Origin of the sequence: Candidatus Velamenicoccus archaeovorus (genome assembly GCF_004102945.1) — a bacterium.
Taxonomy (GTDB): Bacteria; Omnitrophota; Gorgyraeia; order Velamenicoccales; family Velamenicoccaceae; genus Velamenicoccus; species Velamenicoccus archaeovorus.
Map to the genome: position 1 here is coordinate 187,020 of NZ_CP019384.1, position 21,221 is coordinate 208,240.

Here is a 21,221-nt window from a genome sequence, read left to right on the forward strand (position 1 = left end):
CTATCCCCTTTTGTTTACAAAATACCGGAAAGGCAGAATTGAGAATCACGACGCAAGGCGATTATGCGCTCAGGTGCATCCTGAGGATCGCGGCCGACGGCCCCGGCGGGCCCGTGGCTATCAGCCGTATCGTTAAGAAGGAAGGCCTGCCTTTGGATTATTTGGAGCAGCTGCTTTTGAAGCTTCGTCGCTGCCGTCTGATCAAGAGCGTCAGGGGCGCCAAGGGCGGTTATCTTTTGAACGTGCCGGCGGCATCGATCAGTGTCGCCCGCGTCCTGGAGGCCGTGGAAGGGGATGTTTTTGAGATTATCTGCGACCGCAAGAGAAAAGACGGCAAGGTGTGTAAGGGTTCTAAGAAATGCGTGTTGAGGAACGTTTGGAAGAGCCTCAAAAAGAGGATCGAGGCTTATTTGGGCTCTGTCGGGTTGGATGAATTACTGAGGAAGTCGAGGTGTACTGAGCAATATGAAAAGGATCGCGGTTCTCGTTGAGGACATGTATCAGGATTTGGAAGTCTGGTATCCCTACTTGCGGCTGAAGGAAGCGGGATACGAGGTCTTTGCCGTTGGGACGGGCCGCAGTAAGGTTTATAAAAGCAAACATGGCTATGAGATGCTTCAAGAGTTTACGATCAAGGAGGCGGCTGAGAGAGATTTTGACGCGGTGATCATTCCTGGAGGTTATGCCCCGGATATTCTGCGGCGTTACCCTGAGGTCAACGGTTTTGTCAGGGTGATGTTCACCCGAGGGAAGGTCGTGGCGTCGATCTGTCACGGCGGCTGGGTCCTGGCGTCGGCGGGCATCCTGAAAGGCCGGACCGTGACAAGCTTTTTTGCCATCAAGGATGATATGATTCATGCCGGCGCCACGTTTATGGATGAGGAGGTCGTTGTGGACGGCAACCTGATCACGTCGCGCAAGCCCGAAGACCTCCCGGCGTTCATGAAGGCGGTCTTGAAGGCGCTAAAATAGACATATGCTGTAAGGTTTCAACAGAGAAAAAGGAGAGAAGCATGTCGCTTAAAGAAAAAGTTCAGGAAGCCCTTAAAGAAGTCCGTCCCATGCTTCAGGCTGACGGTGGCGATGTGGAGTTGATCAGCGCCACGGAAGACGGCAAGGTGACCTTGCGGTTGACCGGCGCCTGCGGGTCGTGCCCCATGTCGCAGATGACTCTCAAGATGGGCGTGGAACGGATCCTGAAGAAAAAAGTCCCGGAAGTCAAAGAGGTCTTGTCGGCCTAAAAGCTAAAAGCGATGGCCGCGATCCTTGAGAAGAAACTCCGGAAGCTCAGGCTGCGCTTGAAGAAACTTCGGTCGGTCGTCGTGGCTTTTTCCGGCGGAGTGGACAGCACGTTTCTCCTGGCGGTCGCAGGTAATGTCCTGAAGGGGCGTGTCTTGGCTGTCACCGCCTTGTCGGAAACCTATCCGGCCTCCGAGGCCCGGGACGCGAGGCTTGCGGCGAGGCGGTTGGGCGTGCGGCATTGTTTTATCCGCACTCATGAGCTCAAAAACCACGCATTTCGTTCGAATCCGCCGAACCGCTGTTATCATTGCAAAAAAGAGCTTTTTAAGAAACTCAATGCGGTCGCGTTGTGTCATCGCATGAGATATGTGATTGACGGTTCGAATGCCGATGACCTCAGGGATTACCGTCCCGGCGCTGTGGCGAAAACCGCCGCAAAGGTTGTTTCTCCTTTGTGCGATGCGGGCTTGACAAAGAAGGAGATACGCCGGGCTTCCCGGAAGATGGGACTTGTGACCTGGCGCAAGCCGGCCATGGCCTGCCTGGCTTCCCGTATCCCTTATGGTTCTGTCATTACCCGCCAAAGGCTTCGGCGCATTCAGAAAGCCGAAGAGACGGTCAGGGATATCTGTGGTATCCGGGGCAATCTGCGCGTCAGGGATTTCGGTTCCCTGGCAAAGATAGAAGTCGATCCCGCCGAGATGGGGTTGTTGAAAGGCGCGGCTGGGCTTAAAAGAACGCTGAAAACAGCCGGATATGCGGACATACAGATCGACCCCTGCGGTTACCGCATGGGCAGCCTGAATGAACGCTTGAAGCCGTCCGCATGAAGCAAAGTTTGATCGAAGCCGAGCTTCAATCAAGCAAAGCTCGGCTTCGATCAGGGGATTTCAATTAGGGGAGAATGATGGAAAAAATATATTTTGATTATGCGGCAACGACGCCGACAGACCCGCAGGTCCTGGAGGCGATGAAGCCGTTTTTTGGCAAGGCCTTCGGAAATCCCTCGAGCATCCATTCCTTCGGCCGCGAGGCCAGAGGGGCCATGGAAGACGCGCGCCAAAAGGTCGCTTCGTTCTTGGGCGCCAAGCTGGAAGAGATCATTTTTACTTCCAGCGGGACGGAGGCGGACAACTTTGCCCTGTTTGGCGTGCTTTGGGCGAATGCCGCCAAGGGTAACCATGTCGTGACGACGGCCATCGAGCATCACGCTATCCTCGAGCCGGCCCGTTTTTTGGAGAAATTGGGTTACAAGGTGACGTCCGTGCGTCCCGACAGGGAAGGGTTGGTCCATCCTGAAGACATCGCCGCCGCCATGACCGACCAGACGGTCCTGGTATCCGTCATGCACGCCAATAACGAGATCGGCACCATCCAGCCGATCAAGGAAATCGCCTCGCTTGTCAAAGAGAAGGGCGCTTATATGCATACCGACGCCGTCCAGACGGTCGGCCATATCCCCGTGAACGTCGCCGAGATGGGCGTGGATCTTTTGTCGTTGTCGGCCCACAAATTCTACGGTCCCAAAGGAGTGGGTTGTCTCTATGTCAGGAAAGGCACGCGTATCGCGCCTTTCCTGCGCGGCGGCGGCCAGGAGAGGCATAGACGCGCTTCGACGGAAAACATCCCGGGGATCGCGGGGCTCGGGAAGGCCCTTGAGCTTTGCGGCGAGCGCATGGCTGAAGAAATTGTGGTGCAGACGCGCCTGCGCGACAAGCTTATCGCCGGCATTCAGAAGAGGATCGATCGGGTCTATCTGAACGGCCATGCGAGCCGGAGACTACCCAATAACGTGAATTTTTCCATCGAGTATATCGAAGGGGAATCTATGCTTCTCAACCTCGATATGTTGGGTATCGCGGCATCGACGGGGTCTGCCTGTACGTCCGGAGACCTGGAGCCGTCCCACGTCCTTTTAAGCATCGGCCGTCCTCACGAGCTTTGTCACGGATCTATCCGTCTGACCCTCGGGCGCTACACACGGGAGGAAGAGGTGGACCGTTTCCTCGACGTTTTTCCCAAGGTCGTCGCCAAACTGCGCGCCATGTCTCCGCTTTATCCCGTTAGAGAAAACCGGCTTCCTTAAGCGGCAGCGTTCCAAAAGGTTTATGCTCACAAATCTTAAAAGGCCCTCCTTTTAGGGGTTTTCTCCGTGCCAGTCAGGGGGATCATGAAACAAAAAGTCAGAGTCGCGTGTCTGATATTTTTTTGGCAGGTCTTTACCTCTCATGGTCATGCTGCGCCAGCGACGCAAGAGAACGACCTAGAACCCATCATTGTCCGCCGTCTGCCTTACGGAAGCGCAGGGCACGGCGTCGTTTCCGCCGTCCTGGCGCAGGAAGAGATCCGCCGTCTCCCCGCCAGGACTCCTCAGGATCTTTTAGATTATGTGGGTGTCGATATCCAGGGCCGCGGCGCCCGGGGCATCAAGGGGGATATTTCTTTGAACGGCTCGACGTTCCAGCAGGTCCTGATCCTTGTGAACGGTGTGCGGGTCAAGGACCCCCAGACGGCCCACCAGGATCTAGATCTGTCTTTCAGCGTGGATGATATCGAGAGGATCGAGATCATTCCCGCCTCAGCCTCTGCGAAATTCGGCCCCGACGGGATCGGCGGCGCCGTGAATTTCGTCCTCCGGGGGCCTCAAAAGGGAAAGAACCGTCTGACAGCTTCCGGCGGGAACAACACGACGGCCCAGCAGGCCCTGGATGTTTACTACGGGGCCCTGGGGACGGAAAACCGTTTTTCCATATGGAATTATTCGACGGCCGGATCCCGTTATGACACCGATGCCCGCATGAGCAATTTTTTCAGCTCCAACAGGCTTTTTAAGGATAATGTGTCGTTCTATCTGGATGCCGGCTACAATGAGAAAGAATACGGCGCCTACGATTTTTATACGCCCGGCCGCGGGTTTCCTTCCAAAGAATGGGTCAATGTCAAGAATGTGGATGCCCGCATGATCTATGAAGGCGACCATTTTTCGTTTGAGCCGCGGTTTGCCTTCCGTCAGTTGTACGATAAATTCATCCTGACGGTCGAGAACCCCGATTACTACCTGAACCACCACCGTACGGACATGCTGACATGGGGCGGTACGTTGACGGTGCCGTTCGGATCGGGAAAGCTTGCCTCCGGCGCCGAATACGGCCTGGAGCATATTGTTTCCAGCAATCTCGGCGACCACACGCGCAGCCACTGGTCCCTCCAGGCGGAGCCGTCGTGGAACGTGACGGAAAAGGTATCGGCCGGAGCCGTCGTCCGCCTCGACGATTATTCCACTTTCAAGGAAGAATGGACCGGTTCGTTTTTGCTCAAGAAGGCGCTCGGGGAAGCGGAAGAAGTCTATGTTTCCCTCGGCCGCCTCATACGCGTGCCGACATTCACCGAGCTTTATTACAGCGATCCGACGACCGCAGGCGACAGCAATCTTAAGCCCGAGACTGCTTATAGTCTTGAGCCGGGATGGCGCAAACGCTTGGGCGGCGGCCTGAGCATCGAGGCAGGAGGCTTTATCCGCCAGGAATACGACACGATCGAATTCACCAAGATGACGCCGGCCGATCCGAAATTCGTGGCGCGCAATATCAGCGAGGCCTTCACGGTCGGCGTCAATCTTTACGGGCGCTGGGATGCCGACAGGCATTTCAGCTACGACCTGCGCTATGCCTATACGAACAAGGACCTTAACGACAAAGGGCTTATTTATAAGTACGGCTTCAGTTATCTTCAGCACATGATCGACCTGGGGCTTGAGCAGCGGTTCGGCGCCTGGCGCAACCGTGCCGATGTTCTCATGAAGAAAAAACCGATCCGCAGGGCCTGGGTGATCGTAAGCGACAAGCTTAGCGTTGACATCGGGCGCCGGTGGCAGGTATTTTTCGAGGTGTATAATCTTTTTGGCGCCGAATTCCAGGATATCGAAGGTATCCCGGAAGAGGGCCGGACGGTGACCCTCGGCGCGACATTGAACTGGTAAATATCAATTAACAATGAACAATGAAAAATTAACTCTGCGCCGACCTAAAGCTCCGCCCTTTAGGGCGCAAGAGTGTTGTGGTCGCTTAGAGTAACCCGAAACAAGCCCCGGCCTGCCCTTGGCTTTGCCCTCGGCCTCCGGCCAGGGGCAGGCCGGGGAATATGGGTTGACAATTAAAAGAGATATTGTTGAGCGAACTTATAGTTTAGCTCTGCGGATCATTAAATTTGTTAAAACTCTTCCAAAAGAGACTTCTGTTTTCGTCTTGGGAAGGCAATTGGTCGCCTCGGGAACTTCTATTGCGGCGAACGTTGAAGAAGCCCAAGGGGCATTCAGTAAAGATGATTTTATCTATAAAATGCAGACGGCTTTTAAGGAGGCCCTTGAGACAAATTTATGGTTAAGGTTGATTTTTGATGCAAAATTGAGCGATGCTTCAGAGTTAAAATCTCTTCTGCAAGAATCTACTGAAATTAAAAAAATTCTTGCTTCAATCGTTAAAAATTCTAAAAAGTAATTGTTCATTGTTCATTTTTAATTTTTAATTCATATTATGTCTAAAAAAGTGATGGTCGCGATGAGCGGCGGCGTGGATTCTTCTGTCGCGGCGCTCATCCTCAAAGAGCAAGGTTACGACGTCGTCGGGGTGACGATGTGTTTTTCCCTGTCCCGGCGGCAGGCAGAGGGGCCGGCGGGCCGACGGCCGGCCTGTTGCGGTCTGGAGGGGATTGAAGACGCCCGGCGCGTCGCCCGCGATATCGGTATCCCTCACTACGTCTTGAATTTTGCCAGGGACATGGAAGAGACGGTTGTTCTTGATTTTGTCTCCGAATATCTCCTGGGCCGCACCCCTAATCCTTGTGTCCGATGCAACCAATACCTGAAGTTCGGAAAGCTCCTGCAAAAGTCCCGCGCCTTGGGCATGACAAAGTTGGCGACGGGACATTATGCGCGCCTGGAAAAAGAAGGGAGGGGTTATGTCCTCAAAAAAGGGGTGGATCCGAAAAAGGACCAGTCGTATTTCCTGTGTCTTGTCAGAAGGAAGGATCTGGCGCGCGTTCTCTTTCCGCTGGGCCGCATGACGAAAGAGGAGGTCCGCAGGATCGCCCTGAAAAGAGGGCTGTCGGTTGCAGATAAGCCGGGGAGCCAGGAGATCTGTTTTGTGCCCGGCAACGATTACCGCGCCTTCCTAAGGAAACGCCTGAACCGGGCCTGTTTCCGGCCCGGGGCTATCACGGATATGTCCGGCAAGGTCCTCGGAAGCCACCACGGTATCTTTAATTATACCGTCGGCCAAAGGGAGGGCCTTGGGATTTCCGCATCTCATCCTTTTTATGTGGTCAGGCTGGACGAAAAAGAAAACAAAGTCATTGTCGGCCCTCGGGAAGCGTTGTTCAGCCGCGGCCTCACCGCCGTCGGGCCGAACTGGTTTTGTGCGCGTTGCACGCAAAATTTTGAGAAAAATAAGCACGTAGAAGCCAAAATAAGGTATAATCAACCGCAAGTCCCGGCGAAGATTACGCGTTTGACCAGGACGCGTCTGGAGGTGGTCTTTCCCGAAGCCCAGCGTGCCGTCACACCGGGGCAGTTTATTGTTTTCTACAACAACGACTTGGTCCTCGGGGGGGCCAGGATCGAGCAGGGGAAATCCGATGCCTCATAAGGAGATGGTTCAGAAGATCGACAGGCTGAGAAAAGAGCGCAATGCCGTGATCCTGGCGCACAATTACCAGCTGCCCGAAGTCCAGGATATCGCCGACCATTGCGGAGATTCTCTGGAACTCAGCCGGATTGCCGCCAAGTCCGACAAAAGAGTCATTGTTTTCTGCGGCGTTTATTTCATGGCGGAGACGGCCTCTATCCTGTGCCCCGACAAGACCATCTTGATCCCCGATCCGATGGCCGGATGTCCGATGGCCAATATGATCGATGCCGAGGATGTCCGCCAGCTCAAGGCGCGCCACCCCAAGGCTATTGTCGTCGGTTATGTCAACACACCCGCGGATGTTAAGGCAGAATTGGACATCTGCTGCACATCGACTAATGCCGTGGATATTATTTCCAAACTCAAAAATGAAGAGATCATTTTTGTTCCCGATAAATATCTCGCGGATTATGTTTCCAAAAAAACCAACAAGCGCCTGATCGCCTGGGAGGGGTATTGTCCCACGCACGTCAAGATCCTTCCCGAAGACATCATCAAAAAGGTGCGCCAGCATCCGGGCGCAAAGGTCATGGTTCACCCCGAATGCCGGCCTGAGGTCGTCGAGCTTGCGGATGAGGTGCTTTCGACGGGGAAGATGTGCGCCTTTGCCAAGAAATCCTCGGCCAAGGAGTTCATTGTCGGCACGGAAGCCGGCATGATCCACAGGCTCCAGAAGGATAATCCGGACAAGAAATTCTATCCTGCATCCGAAAACGCGGTTTGCCCCAACATGAAACGCACGACCCTGGAAAAGGTTCTCTGGTCTTTGGAAGAGAACAAGACCGTCGTTTCTGTTTCCGACGATATCCGCCGCCGCGCCCGCCGCGCCATCGACAAGATGGTCGAACTCGCCTGACGTCCGATCGAAACCTCAGATCGAAGCCGAGCTTCAATCATCTTCAGATAGAGGGCTGTCGCCGAAGAATGTTATTTTGATAAAATATAGTCAATTTCCCTCATGTCCGAAATCCCTCCAATGCGAAGCCATCTTTGATTGAAGCTCGGCTTCGATCATTTTCCCTTCATTCGGGCAACTCTTGAAGATTTATATTCAAGGAGGATGCCGTGAGAACAACCAAGTTTATAGTGGGGGAGTATTACCACATTTATAATCGCGGGACGGACAAAAGAGATGTTTTTTTAGATTGTTCTGATTATAGACGTTTTCTGATTTCGCTTAGTGAACTGAACCAAAAAGGTGAGGTATTGAATTTGTGCCGTCGTTCTCTGATGGAAGCTCGGCTTCAATCAAAAGAAACTGGTTTATTCCAGCTTGTCGATATTACATGCTTTTGCCTCATGCCCAATCATTTTCATTTAATCCTGCAACAATTGGCAGAAGGTGGTGTTCCTGTTTTTATGCATAAGTTGGGTACGAGTTATACCAAATACTTCAATAAGAAATATGACCGAAGCGGCGTTCTTTTTCAGGGGGCTTATAAGGCTAAGCGTATTGAGAATGAAACATATCTTTTGCATCTTAGCCGATATATCCATTTGAATCCTGAAGCGTTAATAAAATCTTCCAAGGATAGTTTCGTCGATTGGTGTGCTTTGAAAAATTACCCATGGTCCAGTCTCCAGGCTTATCTTAGTGGCCGCAAAAGGAGTATTGTTAGCGATCAGTTCCAGACAGTCGCAGAGCATGAGGATTTTGTAAAAGCGAGTGCAGATAGTTTTATTCTGGGTGATTTACAGTTTGATTGAAGCTCGGCTTCGATCTCGGTAGGGCCGACGGCCCGCAGCGTGCTTCCGACAGAAAACTATGGTCAAAACCGCCGATTTACGTTATAACAGAAAGAAGGTTTGAGAGGTTCGGGGAGATATTCTTCGCAGCGGGCACTTGAAGGATCGGGAGGCATGCGATGGGCGATTCTCTTGTGGATATTTTACGGCTGGCCTTCGATGATAAAAAAATGTTCCTGCGCCGCAGGTGGTGCGTATTGGCCCCTGTGATCGCCGGCTTTGTCGGCGGCGTGATCTTTTGGGCCGTGCAGCCGAGGGTCTATGAATCTTCCAGCCTTATCATAGCCGAGGAGGCCAGGACGCCTCTTCCTTTTTTTGGCAGCAGTGTCGGCCGCCGCATATCCATGATCCGCGAGCAGATCATTGATATCAACAATCTCGTGCAGGTGGTGGATCGTCTGAATCTCGCGCGGGACCTTAAGACGGAAAAAGAGTACGAGAGGCTGGTCCTGGGTCTGAGAAAGAAGATTGCTGTGCGCCTGAAAGGACAGAATCTGTTTGAGATTTCTTTCAGGGGCCGTCGTCCCGGCGAAGCCGCGGCCGTGGTCGGCACCCTTGATGACATGTTTATCGCCCGGCACGGGGGGGCTTTCGCCGTCTATAGGCGGCCGCAGATGCCCTCGAGGGCCGTTGCGCCGAATCTTTTGGCTGCGATAGCCGCCGGTGTTCTTTTGGGCGCCTGCGCCGGCATGGGGCTGGTGCTGTTGTTGGAATACCGGGTTCGTCAGACGGAGAGCTAAAGGATGTATCGACGGACATTGGTCCAAAGTTTCAAGCTGGCCCTCGGCGGGATCCTTTTTGTGGTCCGTAATGAACGCAACATGAAGGTTCATCTTGTCTTCGGTGCGGCGGCTGTATCGCTTTGTCTGTTTTTGAGAGTGGCGCCCATCGAGTTCATTTTTATTGTTTTTTCGATCGCCCTGGTGTTGATCGCCGAAACGGCCAATACGGCTTTTGAGCTTCTACTGGATTTTGTGCACGGCGACCGTTACCATCCGGACGTCAAGCTGTTGAAAGACATTGTTGCCGGAGGCGTGTTCATCGCTTCGGCCAACGCTTTTGTCATCGGCATCATCGTTTTTATGCCGCGGCTTCTGCATTTGGCCGCGTCAGTCTGCCATCTGTAATTTTTGGGAGGATGAATGGATCTTATCAAGAAGATCAAGGAAAGGAAAGTCCGCAGCGCCGTCATCGGCCTCGGCTACGTCGGCCTTCCGCTGGCGGTAGAATTTGCCAAGGCCGGCATTGAGGTCGTCGGTATAGACCTTGACGCATCCAAGGTCGACGCCATCCGAAGGAAAAAATCCTATATCCAGGACGTATCTTCGTCTGAAGTGGCGGATCTTGTTTCCCGAGGGCTTTTGTCGGCGACGACAGCGTATACCGCGCTTAGCGGCGTGGATACCGTCAACATCTGCGTCCCTACACCTTTACGCAAGACCAAAGAGCCGGACATCTCCTATATCGTCCAGTCGGCCGAACAGATCGCCCGTTATCTGAAGAAAGGACAGCTGATCATCCTGGAGAGCACGACTTACCCCGGCACGACCGAAGAAGTGCTCCTGCCCATGTTTGAAGCCAAGGGGTTCAAGGCCGGCCGGGATTTCTACCTGGCATTTTCGCCGGAAAGGGTGGATCCGGGCAACCGGAAATATCAAACGAGGAACATCCCCAAGGTTGTGGGCGGGGTGACGCCGGCCTGCACCGCGGCCGCCCGGGCGCTCTATGAACAGGCGGTCGACACGGTGTATCCGGTTTCTTCGACCCGCGTCGCCGAAACGGTCAAGCTCCTGGAGAACACCTTCCGCTCCGTCAATATCGGGCTCGTCAATGAGCTGGCGCTGATGTGTCATAAGATGGATATCGACGTTTGGGAGGTCATCGATGCGGCCCGGACGAAGCCTTTCGGATTCATGGCATTTTATCCCGGGCCGGGCCTGGGCGGCCATTGCATCCCCATTGATCCTTTATATCTCTCCTGGAAGGCGCGTGTATACGGTTTTGAGGCGAGATTCATCGAACTGGCGGCCCAGGTCAACGGCGCCATGCCGGAATATGTCGTCGCCAGAGTCGCCGATGCCCTGAATGCGCGCGGCAAGAGCATCCAGGGGGCCCGCATCCTGATCTTGGGCGTCGCTTACAAAAAGAATGTCGGCGATTACAGGGAATCGCCGGCTTTCGATGTCATGGAAGAGTTGTTGCATAAGGGGGCAAAGGTGGCTTACAGCGATCCTTTTGTGCCGTCTTTCGAACATATGCAGCTCAAGATGAAGAGCAGCCGGCTGGCACCGGCGATGCTCAAGAGGGCCGATTGCGTCGTGATCGTCACGGACCACGATTGTTTCGATCATCAGATGATCGTGAAGCATGCCAGATTGATCGTTGACACGCGCCATGCCGTCAAAGTGCGGTCACCCAAGGTTGTTAAATTATAGTGCCGTAAGTGACGCCCCCCGGCAGGAGGGGGCCGGCGGCTTTGTTTCCGTCGGAATAATAAAATCAGGAGGTTGCATGTCGAGATATCTGGTCACCGGCGGCGCAGGCTTTATTGGTTCCAATATCGCCGAGAAACTCGCCGCTGCGGGTCATTTTGTGAGGATCCTCGATAATTTCGTCTCGGGCAGGGAGTCTAATCTGGCGTTTGCCAAAGACCTGGGCCCTGAGCAATACGAGCTTATCCGGGGAGATATCCGCGACAAGGCCGCCTGCCAGCGCGCCTGCTGCGGCATGGATTATGTCCTGCATCAGGCGGCCCTGCGTTCCGTGCCCCGGTCCCTCAAGTATCCAGAAAATTACAATGAGGTCAATATTGGCGGGACGCTCAATATGCTGCAGGCGGCCTCCGCCCAGAAGGTGAAGCGTTTTGTCCTGGCGTCATCCAGTTCAGTTTACGGCGATGCCGGCCGTTTCCCCGAAAAAGAGGATTTTTGTCCCCAGCCGATCTCCCCTTACGCTTTAAGCAAGCTCGCCGGCGAATATTACTGCCGCATTCATTCCGAATTCTTCGGCATTGAGACGGTCGTCCTGCGTTATTTCAACGTCTTCGGGCCCAAGCAGGCCTTGGACGATGAGTATGCCGTTGTGATCCCTAAGTTCATCCATTGCATCATGCATGATGAAGAACCGCCTATCTTCGGGACGGGCAGGCAGTCCCGCGATTTTACTTATATCGACAATGTCGTCAGCGCCAATATCCTCGTCGCCGCCGCGCCGGGCATCAGACACAGTGTTTTCAATGTTGCCAACGGCAGGGATAACACGGTCCTGCATATCGTCGAGAGTTTGAACAGGATTTTCCGCAAGAAGATCAGGCCTAGGTTTTTACCGGTCAGGGCCGGTGATATCTTCAGGACCCGCGCCGATATTTCCAAGATCAGGCGGTCCCTGGGATTCAGGCCCGTTGTGGGATTTGAGGAAGGATTAAAGAAGACGGTGGAGTATTTCAAACAGGGTTAAGGCGGGGCGGGCCGCGCCGGCCATTAGTTTTCCGCCGCGGGGCGTTTTTGGAGCCATTTTTCGACCCTGAAGAAACTTCGGCATCTTGCGAAAATGTCAGGATCCCTCAAGAGATATTTCGTTTCCTTCGTAACCACCCTCATTTATTTTTTTTCATTTTTCAGAAGGCGGGAAGGTTTTCTCGTTCTTTTGTATCATCGCGTCACGGACCAACTGCCGCCCCACGAGCTGGCCGTGCCTGTCGCCGCGTTCCGCCGGCAGATGGAGTATCTCGCCAAGAATTGCGACGTCTTGTCCATGGATGATTTGCTGCAGGTCCTCGCAGGACGCGCCATATCCTCCGCCGCCGGCTCCAGGAGGCCGAAGGTCGTCATTACCTTTGACGACGGCTACAGGGATAATTATACGAATGTCTATCCTGTTTTGAAAGAATTCGGCCTGCCGGCGACGATTTTTTTGATCACGGGCATGATCGGGACCGATAAAAAAAGGCCGCGTTACCAGCATCTGCCGAGCCCGGACATGCTGAGCTGGTCGGCCGTCAAAGAAATGGCATGTAATGGCGTAACGTTCGGTTCGCATACGGTGAATCATCCTCATTTGGGTGCGTTATCGCCGGAGGAACAGAAGAACGAGATTGAGCAGGGAACGGCGGCGCTGGCTTCGTGGTTCGAGGAAGGCGAGACAAGGCCCATCTTCTGCTATCCTTACGGCGAGTACAACCGGGAGACATTGAAGATCCTGGAAGGATTGGGTATCAAGGCCGCTTTTACTGTCGCTTGTGGGATCAACGATGTGAAAGCCAATCCTTTGGAGTTGCGGCGCGTCGGCATGGACGGCAGGGATTCCCTTTTCGATTTGCGCAAGAAATTGGCTGGCGCCTGCGACATCCTGCATGCCTGAGATCCGGCGGATAATCGATGAGAAAAATCAACCCACTCGACGCTTCAGCAGTTCGTTCTTCAAGTAAGCGCAGAACAACCGGCGGAGATCTGCTCAAAGTTGATGCCGAGCGGCGCCGGCTTCCCCGCCCTGAAGGACAAGGTTTTGGTCCTGTCGGACGTATCAAATACGAGATCGATCCTCATCAACGACTGGTCTTGACCGGCGGAGGGTTGCGGCAGGTCCTGGACGGGACATTCAAGATATCGAAGGATGATGAACTTGTCTATCACGTCAAGCGGCCTGTGGCCAAGAACGAACCTCAACAGGTCAGATGCCGCGGGAGCTGGTCACTGGATGCGGGGCACCGCCTTGTTTTTTCTTTGGATAAGTGGAGCCGTCACATTGCAGGCGGCAAGCTGGTTCTGGGGGCCGAGGTGCTCAGCGTTTCAGGCCACGAGCTCGTTTTTACTTTGAACAGCCGGGATCGCGACGGCAACGAAAAGATAACCCTGCTGACGTTCGGCGGTTCGTGGCAAGTGGATACGGACAGCCGCCTGAATTTTCTTGTGGAGAAGGGATCGGGTCGGCCTGACCGTTTGCGGTTCCGAGGTTCCTGGACGCTCAATGGGGACCATGAATTGGAATACTGTTTTTCCCGCGCCGGCCGCAGCCCCCAGACGCTTAAATTCAAGGGTTCCTGGGTCGTCAGCGGCCGTGACCGGCTGACTTATTGTCTGGCTGAAAGCAATTCCGCAGATACTTCTGCGCGTATCGATCTTGAGGCGTCGTTGGAACATGCGTTCTCGGACAGGTTGGTTTTTGTCCTTGGAGGAGCGGTCCAACCGTGGCAGAAAAAGCTGATTTTTTTCGGAAAGTGGCGGTTTGACAAGACGCACGGGTTTAATTTTGAGCTGACGCATAAGGAAGGCCGTCTTTCGCGGATGGCGTTTGGGGGATATGCACGCTTGAAAAACGGCGTCACGGCGGAGGTCGAGCTGACAGCTCCTCGCGGCGAACCCCTGGGTGCTGCGGTCACTCTTTCCGGGAAAATAGGGGGCGGCGAGGCCTTTTTGCGTCTGCTGAAAAGGTCGGATGGCAGCGCGGTATTTTTGGGTTATGGCCGCAGGTGGTAAGACGGCCGTAGCTTTTGCGGCATAAAAATTGTATACTAAGATATCTATGAACAAGATCCCTATTTTGCTTTATCATGATTGTTGCCCGTCGCCGGATGCCGCCTCCAGCGGCCTCAATGTCCTGCAGGATGATTTTCGCCGGCAGATGGAATATCTCCATCACAACGGTTATGCGTGTGTGTCGCTGGCCCGCCTTCTGGCGGAACGCGAATATGTCAGAGGAGAAAAAAAGGCCGACGGCCGCCCCTTGAAACCCGAAGAGGTGACAGGAGATACGCGCAAAAAAGTCGTCCTGACCTTTGACGACGGGGACAAAAGCCATTTCGATTTTGTCTTTCCGATCTTAAAAGAGGCTGGTTTCAGCGCGACATTCTTCATCGTCGTTAACGAGATCGGCAAGCCCGGCCGAATGGACTGGACGATGATCTACGAGTTGGTAAAGGGCGGCATGGACATCGGCTCTCACGGGATGTCGCACGCTTTCCTGACGGGGCAGAGCAATTACGCGGTGCTCAATGAACTCATTCTTTCCAAGCAGGTGTTAGAAAAGTACACGCGCAAGCGGGTTGATTTTTTGGCCATCCCCGACGGTTTTTATAACAAGCAAGTCCTGACCATCGCCCGCGATGTCGGGTTCAGGGCCGTTTGCACCTTGGACACAGGCTATAACGATTTTCTTGATGAACATATGTTCCTTTTGCGGCGTTTCCCCGTCAGGAAGGGCTATGGGCTCAATATCTTCAAATCCATCGTGGGCGGTTTTCCGTCTTTGCGCGTCCAGGCCATGGAAAGAACGAGGTCTTCCTTGAGGCGGGCGCTGGGCTATCAGGTTTACGACAGGTTCCGTCGCGCGGCGTTTTTGGCCGGCGGGACAAGAGGCACAAGGTGAGCTGGGAGAGGCGGGGACGGTGCGTTCCCGCAGGACAGGGAGAGAAAATATGTTCAGCTTCATTTTTTATTTCAGCCTGGCGCTCGTCGTTTATGCCTACGTGGGTTATCCGTTGCTTTTGCTGTTGATGCAGGTGACGTCGTCGGGCCGCGTCAAAAAGGCGGATATCTTGCCGTCGGTGACGGTTTTCGTGTCGGCGTATAATGAAGTCAGGCATATCGAAGCCAAGGTCGCAAACCTTCTGGAGTCGGACTATCCCAAGGACAAGCTGGAGATCATGGTCGGCTCGGACGGATCAACGGACGAAACCTACCGTGCCATCAAGCGTCTCGCCGAAGAAAAAAGCATCCGCTACACGGTTTCTTTTCAGCGTCTCGGTAAGGCGGCCATGCTCAACAAGATGGCCAAGGACGCCAAGGGCGACATCTATATTTTTGCCGATACCCGCCAGAGGTTCGCCAAAGACGCCATCAGGAATCTCGTGCGGCCATTCGCCGACGGTGAGGTCGGCGCCGTCAGCGGCGATCTTATCCTCGGGGGGGACCTGCGGCGTCTCGGTTTTTCTTGGCTCTATGAAAGATGGCTGCGCCGGCTGGAAGGCAATATCGGCTCTATTCTCGAGGCGGCAGACGGGATTTATGCCGTGCGTAAAGAGTTTTTTCACTACCTGCCTGATGTGGTTCTGGAGGATACCTATACGTTGATGAATGCCGTTGTCGTTGGCAAGAGAGCTGTCTTTGAGCCTGCGGCCAAGGCCTACGGCATGGCGGTCGAGATGGCGCCGCAGGAATTCATCCGGAAGGTGGGCGTCTTTGCGGGGCAATTGCAGATTTTTGCCTTGATGCCAGAGCTGCTTATCCCTGCCAAGAGCAAGGTTGCTTTTCAGATGATTTCACACAAGCTCCTGAGGTTGATCGTTCCTTACTTTTTGCCGGCCCTCTTTTTCTCCAATGCGTTCCTTTTGCGCCGGGGACCGTTTTTCTCGGCCTTCTTCGCTTTCCAGGCCGTCTTTTACCTTTTGGCCTTCCTGGAAACGGGATCAAAAAGGGGTGCAGGGATCTTGTCCGGCCCCTACGAATTTTGTGTTTCGCATTGGGCGGCTGTCGTCGCTTTCATGAAGTTCAGAAGAGGCGAAGTCAACGTCGCCTGGGAAAAGAGGCCGTAAGGGTTGCGAAGAGGGCGCTGCTTGGAGCGTTTGCTCGGTTTCCTCTGCGGTTTTTTGGGAGGGTTTTGTTTTGTTCTTCCGATGACGAGGGGGTGTTTGAGGCCGGTCCGATCAGGATTGCTCCGATTTTTTCTTCTGTTGCGTGAGGCGCCGCACTCTTTTTGGATCCGGCCGGACCGCCGAGATTAGCCTTGCAATATTTCAACGGCATAGTAGAATATTTTCCATGAATGACATGTCTGTTTCGAGAAAAGTCTTGGTCGCTGACGACGAAAAAGACACCTGTCTTTATCTTAAGAGATACCTTGAGAGGAAGAAAATGAAGGTGGCCGTCGTTTTTGACGGCCAGGAAGCCAAGAAGCTTATCGAAGAAGACAACTTTGATTATGTGCTTCTGGATTGTAGCATGCCCAACATCACGGGGCTGGAGCTGATCGAGAAGGCGCGCCAGAGAAACCCCGGGGCCAGGATCGTCCTGATCTCCGGCTTTCCGGCTGTCGACAGCCGGATCGTCCAGAAGATCGGCGGCGATTTGTTTATCCATAAACCCATACAACTTGAAGAGATCGATGCTATCTTTAATCCGCCGGCCGTTTAAGGGGAGGGACACATGGGAAGACGCCTCTTTCTCGCATGGCTGTGCGTGTTCTGTTTGGCGATGACATCAAGAGCCCAAGAGACACCTCAGCATAAGACACGGGTCATCCTGCAGACAAACCAGGGGAATATCGAACTGGAGTTGTTTGATGACGTGGCGCCTTTGGCCTGCAAGAATTTTGTCGGCCTGGCCCAAAAGGGTTATTATGACGGCCTGACCTTTCACAGGGTGATCAAAGGTTTCATGATCCAGGGCGGAGATCCGACGGGAACGGGCGCCGGCGGCGTCTCCATCTTCGGAAAACCCTTCGAGGATGAGGTCAGCAAGGACGTTGCTTTTGATGCGCCGGGGCTGCTCGCCATGGCCAATGCTGGACCGGGGACCAATGGCAGTCAGTTTTTTATCACCGTGGCGGCCACACCGTGGCTGAATATGCACCATACGATTTTTGGCCGTGTCATTGGCGGTTATGACGTTGTCGAGAAGATAGCCGCAACATCGGTGGACGGTTCCGACAGGCCGCTCAAGGAGCAGAAGATCCTTAAAGTCGTTGTGGAAGACCAGCCATGAGACCGGCATCGTTAACATCCGGCCCGGAAATTTTCAAGCAAGACACTACTTGTATTTTGTGATGCAAGAACGTGATACGCTTTTAGATTGAGACTGACCGCAAGGCTGAAAAAGAGAGGCTTTGCGGTTTTTTTAAATTCGCACAGTTCATTCTTTTGCCGCCGGAATATTTTAGGCGAGGAGATTGCCATGTTCATCAATATTTGCGACAGGGAAGAGAGGAATAACGGCCTTAAAACTTTTTTGATCGGCGGCAGTTTCATCATGTGCCTGTGGATCGGATGCCCGTACCTCATCCATCGTTTTATCGACCCGAGGATCGGCGGTTTTCATAGCGTGTTTCTGAAGTGGCTTGGCGGCCCCGTCTCTCTTCTGGGATATGCTCTGGCTGTTTGGTGCGTGATGCTTTTCATCAAAAAGGGGCAAGGGACGCCGCTGCCGTATTTTCATCCCAAAAAGCTTGTTTCCATCGGGCCTTATCGCTATGTGCGCAACCCTATGGTCTTGGGGACCGTGATCTTTCTTCTCGGAAGCAGCTTCCTGCTTGGCTCTTGGGGTATCCTGGTTTACGCGGCGGTTATTTTTTTTATCATGCATTTTTTTGTCCTGATAGAAGAGAGATCCCTAACCGTTCGGTTCGGCGATCAGTATGCCGCCTATGTCCGTGCCACGCCCCGGTGGTGGCCCCGTTTTCTTAGGTGAGGCCGTAGTTTGCTGCGGCTGTACGGGGGGGCGTCAAGCGGGAAGAGTGATGTCAGTTTTTCCCGTTTTTTCTGGGTTCATCTGATGGAGGCTCCATCATCCGGAGCGGCTGTTTCTGCCCTGTCATGAACGATTTCGAGATCAAGCTGGCATCGTCAAAAGAAGAGATCGAATCCGCCCAGCGCCTTCGTTTCGAGGTGTTTAACCTTGAGATGAAGAAAGGACTGGAGGCTTCTTACGCGCGCGGATTGGACTGTGACGCCTTCGACGAGATCTGCGACCACATCCTCATCATCGATAAAGCGAAAAAATCGGTCATTGGAACTTACCGGCTTTTGTTGGGCCGGCGGCTGGGGCCGCTGGGGAAGTTCTACGCCGAGAACGAATTCGATCTTTCCGATCTCAAGGGCATCAAGGACGATATTCTTGAAATGGGCCGGTCTTGTGTTCATAAGGAATACCGCCGCAATGCGATCGTCATGCTCCTTTGGGCTGGAATTATCGATTATGTCCGTCGGCATCGCGTCAAGTATATTACGGGGTGCCCCAGTGTCTATACGACGGATGCCGCGGATGTCAGCGCTATCTTTGCCTTGCTCAAGCGTGATCATTTTGCTCCGGCGGCCCTGCGCGTGCGCCCCCTGGCAGCCAAGGTCTTCGGCCGGCTCGACCGGCATTGCAGCATTGAGGGACGCGAGAAGCAAGTCATGCTCAAGGTTCCTTCCCTGGTCCGTTCGTATCTCAAATTCGGCGCCTTTGTCTGCGGCGAGCCTGTCTTTGACGAAGAATTCGGCACAGTCGATTTTTTCATGCTCCTGGAAATGGACAAGATCTCTTCGGCATATGTGGATCGCATGCGTCCGAGAAAGGACGCATGAGGCGTTTACTCAAGCTGATCCCGTGTGTAGTGTGTTTTATCGTTTTTCTCCTGGCCGCCTGTCTTGTGCGGCTGAGTTTTTTTGTCTTGAGACCGAAGAGGCGGTGGGCTCCGATCGCTTGCCTGAATCGGGCGCTCGCCTCATGCTTCGTGCGTCTGATTGGCGTGCGCATGCGCCTGGTGGGTTCAAGACAGGTGCCAGCCGGTGGTCTGTTTTTGGTCAGCAACCACGTCGGTTATCTCGATGGTTTTGTCCTCGGGGCGCTTTCTCCCCTTATTTATACCAGCAAGAGCGAGTTGAAGCGTTGGCCGTTGATCGGGGCCATGACCGAATTGTCGGGGACCCTTTTCATCGACAGGCAACGGAAGAACCATATCAGCGAGTATATCGACGATATTGCCGGCGTCCTGCGTCAGGGGGTAAATGTCCTTTTCTTTCCGGAGGGGACGTCGACGAACGGAGATAAGCTCCTGCCATTCAAATCGGCTTTTTTTGAAGCGCCCCTGAAAGCGGGCTGCGGCGTCGTCCCCGTGACGTTGCGCTACCGGGCCCTTGACGGTCGACCTTTGACGCCTGAGAACCGCGGGCAGGTCTACTGGTACGGAGAGATGACGTTCATGGATCATTTTTTCCGTCTCCTGGGTCACCGTTCGATTGATGTGGATGTGGTTATCCATGAAACGATCTCTTTGTCCGGCGGCAGCGAGAAGGAGTTTGCGCGCAAGGACTTGAGCGAGCGCGCCTTTGCAACGATCGCTTCATCTCTCTGTGCGCCGGTCCTTTCCTAAAGAGAAGCTACGGAAACGTCATCGGAGGCGTGCATGGCGAAATCCCTTGTTCCGGAACGCAGCATCATTCCCCAGTTCCATCTCCAGGCTAGAGACGGCGAGGTGTTCGACTCCTCGGGTTATAAACGCAAAAAGAACCTGGTCCTGTTTTTCATGACGCGGCCGGATCTGGATTTTTTGATGCGGCTCGACGAGGCCGCGGCCGCCATCAGGCAGCAAAACGCCGTTATCGCCGTCGTCTCTCCCGCCTGTTCGGAGGTCATCGGCGCTTTGTATCAGGCGCATCGTCTTTCGTTTGCCGTCCTTTCGGACGAGAAGATGGAGGTTTTGCGCCAATTTATCTCTTTTGCCGACAGAGAGGCCTTCACCGCCCTTTTCATCACGGATAGGTACGGGGATGTATTTTTCGAGTATGTGGCGACGGCGGCCGCAGGCCTGCCGCCTTTTGAGGATATAGTGAAGTCGCTCGAGTTTATCGAAAGTCAATGCCCTGAATGCGAGGGAGGGACCTTTAGATGATGACGTCTGTTGATTCTTCCACCGCTCCGCCTGCCATCAGGGCCCGGCAGCTGACCAAGAATTTTGGAGAGACGGCGGCGGTCTCGGGCATTGATTTTGACGTCCGTCCTCACGAGTGTTTCGGTCTCTTGGGGCCCAACGGCGCCGGCAAGACGACCACTGTCAGGATGATCCATTGTTTTATCCCGCCTACGGCCGGCCTCCTGGAGGTTCTGGGGTTAGATGTGCGCCGGCAACCAAGCCGGATCAAGGCACGCCTGGGGGTCTGCCCCCAGGAGAACAATCTTGATCCCGATCTAAACGTCTGGGACAACCTGCGTGTCTTTGCGCGCTATTTCGATATCACGGGTCCCGACGTGGAGAAGCGCTGTGAAGAGCTGCTGCACTTTATCGGCCTTTACCACAGGAGAAAAGCGGCGATCGAAGAATTATCCGGTGGCATGAAACGACGCCTGATGATGATCCGTTCGCTCCTCAATAAGCCGGAGCTTTTGATCCTGGATGAGCCGACAACGGGCCTCGATCCGCAGGCCAGGCATCAGATTTGGGAGACGATCATTCAGGTCAAGCGCCAAGGGACATCGGTCGTCTTGACGACACATTATATGGACGAGGCCGAACACCTTTGCGACCGTCTGCTTATCATGGACCAGGGCCGGATCGTCCAGGAAGGTTCTCCCCGTCAGCTTGTGGCCAAGAATGTCGGCCGTCACGTCGTCGAGATTTCCAGCGCCGAGCCGCCTGTCGTCCGGGCGCTGCGCGATATGCACCTGTCGTTTGAGGCCTCGGCCACCCACTGCTATGTTTTTACTGAGGATGGCGTTGCCGCCTATAGGCTGCTTGTCGATCGCTTCGGAGAGGAGCATTGCCTTTTGCGCATGGCGAACCTCGAGGATGTTTTCTTGAAGGTGACGGGCAGGGACTTGAGGGATTGATATAACAAAATAATCAATGACCAAGAAATAA

25 protein-coding genes are annotated in these 21,221 nt (G+C 54.0%); all 25 read left to right on the plus strand.

What is annotated here, in order from left to right:
• The first annotated feature begins 38 nt into the window (after positions 1-38).
• Entirely contained in the window at positions 39-491 is a 453-nt protein-coding gene (locus BU251_RS00310; RefSeq protein ID WP_164908785.1) for an RrF2 family transcriptional regulator, read from the plus strand.
• A complete protein-coding gene (locus BU251_RS00315) occupies positions 466-972 on the plus strand; it encodes a type 1 glutamine amidotransferase domain-containing protein (RefSeq protein ID WP_128698930.1) in 507 nt (168 codons plus the stop codon). Before BU251_RS00310 ends, BU251_RS00315 begins: the two co-directional genes overlap by 26 nt.
• Positions 973-1,013: 41 nt before the next feature.
• A complete protein-coding gene (locus BU251_RS00320; RefSeq protein WP_128698931.1) occupies positions 1,014-1,241 on the plus strand; it encodes a NifU family protein in 228 nt (75 codons plus the stop codon).
• A 12-nt stretch (positions 1,242-1,253) separates the two neighbouring features.
• Positions 1,254-2,072, plus strand: a complete 819-nt coding sequence (gene larE / locus BU251_RS00325) for an ATP-dependent sacrificial sulfur transferase LarE (protein WP_128698932.1) — start codon at positions 1,254-1,256, stop codon at positions 2,070-2,072.
• Positions 2,073-2,149: 77 nt separating this feature from the next.
• Complete coding sequence (nifS, locus tag BU251_RS00330; RefSeq protein WP_128700917.1) at positions 2,150-3,328, plus strand: cysteine desulfurase NifS; 1,179 nt, start codon at positions 2,150-2,152, stop codon at positions 3,326-3,328.
• A gap of 84 nt (positions 3,329-3,412) precedes the next feature.
• On the plus strand, positions 3,413-5,221 hold the full coding sequence (locus BU251_RS00335; protein ID WP_128698933.1) for a TonB-dependent receptor plug domain-containing protein: 1,809 nt from the start codon (positions 3,413-3,415) through the stop codon (positions 5,219-5,221).
• A gap of 166 nt (positions 5,222-5,387) precedes the next feature.
• Positions 5,388-5,738 (plus strand): four helix bundle protein, encoded by a 351-nt coding sequence (locus BU251_RS00340; RefSeq protein ID WP_164908786.1) that lies wholly within the window; start codon positions 5,388-5,390, stop codon positions 5,736-5,738.
• Between the two features lie 36 nt (positions 5,739-5,774).
• Complete coding sequence (mnmA, locus tag BU251_RS00345; protein ID WP_128698935.1) at positions 5,775-6,884, plus strand: tRNA 2-thiouridine(34) synthase MnmA; 1,110 nt, start codon at positions 5,775-5,777, stop codon at positions 6,882-6,884.
• Entirely contained in the window at positions 6,874-7,782 is a 909-nt protein-coding gene (gene nadA, locus BU251_RS00350; RefSeq protein ID WP_128698936.1) for a quinolinate synthase NadA, read from the plus strand. The genes mnmA and nadA overlap by 11 nt, the downstream gene beginning before the upstream one ends.
• A gap of 209 nt (positions 7,783-7,991) precedes the next feature.
• Positions 7,992-8,633, plus strand: a complete 642-nt coding sequence (locus BU251_RS00355) for a transposase (protein WP_128698937.1) — start codon at positions 7,992-7,994, stop codon at positions 8,631-8,633.
• 158 nt (positions 8,634-8,791) lie between these two features.
• Positions 8,792-9,412: a hypothetical protein gene (locus BU251_RS00360; protein ID WP_128698938.1), complete on the plus strand. Its 621-nt coding sequence runs from the start codon at positions 8,792-8,794 to the stop codon at positions 9,410-9,412.
• A 3-nt stretch (positions 9,413-9,415) separates the two neighbouring features.
• A complete protein-coding gene (locus BU251_RS00365; protein ID WP_128698939.1) occupies positions 9,416-9,799 on the plus strand; it encodes a diacylglycerol kinase family protein in 384 nt (127 codons plus the stop codon).
• A gap of 15 nt (positions 9,800-9,814) precedes the next feature.
• The gene (locus BU251_RS00370; protein ID WP_128698940.1) at positions 9,815-11,107 is read left to right on the plus strand and encodes a nucleotide sugar dehydrogenase; all 1,293 of its coding nucleotides are present in this window, start codon (positions 9,815-9,817) and stop codon (positions 11,105-11,107) included.
• A 76-nt stretch (positions 11,108-11,183) separates the two neighbouring features.
• Entirely contained in the window at positions 11,184-12,128 is a 945-nt protein-coding gene (locus tag BU251_RS00375) for an SDR family oxidoreductase (RefSeq protein ID WP_128698941.1), read from the plus strand.
• 189 nt (positions 12,129-12,317) lie between these two features.
• Entirely contained in the window at positions 12,318-13,031 is a 714-nt protein-coding gene (locus tag BU251_RS00380; protein ID WP_164908787.1) for a polysaccharide deacetylase family protein, read from the plus strand.
• A gap of 17 nt (positions 13,032-13,048) precedes the next feature.
• Positions 13,049-14,146 (plus strand): hypothetical protein, encoded by a 1,098-nt coding sequence (locus BU251_RS00385; RefSeq protein ID WP_128698943.1) that lies wholly within the window; start codon positions 13,049-13,051, stop codon positions 14,144-14,146.
• Between the two features lie 46 nt (positions 14,147-14,192).
• Positions 14,193-15,035, plus strand: a complete 843-nt coding sequence (locus BU251_RS00390) for a polysaccharide deacetylase family protein (RefSeq protein ID WP_128698944.1) — start codon at positions 14,193-14,195, stop codon at positions 15,033-15,035.
• A gap of 49 nt (positions 15,036-15,084) precedes the next feature.
• On the plus strand, positions 15,085-16,200 hold the full coding sequence (locus tag BU251_RS00395; protein WP_128698945.1) for a glycosyltransferase: 1,116 nt from the start codon (positions 15,085-15,087) through the stop codon (positions 16,198-16,200).
• 226 nt (positions 16,201-16,426) lie between these two features.
• Positions 16,427-16,798 (plus strand): response regulator, encoded by a 372-nt coding sequence (locus tag BU251_RS00400; protein ID WP_128698946.1) that lies wholly within the window; start codon positions 16,427-16,429, stop codon positions 16,796-16,798.
• Positions 16,799-16,810: 12 nt separating this feature from the next.
• The gene (locus BU251_RS00405) at positions 16,811-17,368 is read left to right on the plus strand and encodes a peptidylprolyl isomerase (protein WP_128698947.1); all 558 of its coding nucleotides are present in this window, start codon (positions 16,811-16,813) and stop codon (positions 17,366-17,368) included.
• 189 nt (positions 17,369-17,557) lie between these two features.
• The gene (locus BU251_RS00410; RefSeq protein WP_128698948.1) at positions 17,558-18,070 is read left to right on the plus strand and encodes a methyltransferase family protein; all 513 of its coding nucleotides are present in this window, start codon (positions 17,558-17,560) and stop codon (positions 18,068-18,070) included.
• Positions 18,071-18,195: 125 nt separating this feature from the next.
• Entirely contained in the window at positions 18,196-18,948 is a 753-nt protein-coding gene (locus BU251_RS00415) for a GNAT family N-acetyltransferase (RefSeq protein WP_128698949.1), read from the plus strand.
• Complete coding sequence (locus BU251_RS00420) at positions 18,945-19,736, plus strand: lysophospholipid acyltransferase family protein (protein WP_128698950.1); 792 nt, start codon at positions 18,945-18,947, stop codon at positions 19,734-19,736. Before BU251_RS00415 ends, BU251_RS00420 begins: the two co-directional genes overlap by 4 nt.
• Positions 19,737-19,769: 33 nt before the next feature.
• The gene (locus BU251_RS00425) at positions 19,770-20,255 is read left to right on the plus strand and encodes a peroxiredoxin family protein (protein ID WP_128698951.1); all 486 of its coding nucleotides are present in this window, start codon (positions 19,770-19,772) and stop codon (positions 20,253-20,255) included.
• On the plus strand, positions 20,252-21,190 hold the full coding sequence (locus BU251_RS00430) for an ABC transporter ATP-binding protein (RefSeq protein WP_320416947.1): 939 nt from the start codon (positions 20,252-20,254) through the stop codon (positions 21,188-21,190). The genes BU251_RS00425 and BU251_RS00430 overlap by 4 nt, the downstream gene beginning before the upstream one ends.
• Positions 21,191-21,221 lie beyond the last annotated feature (31 nt).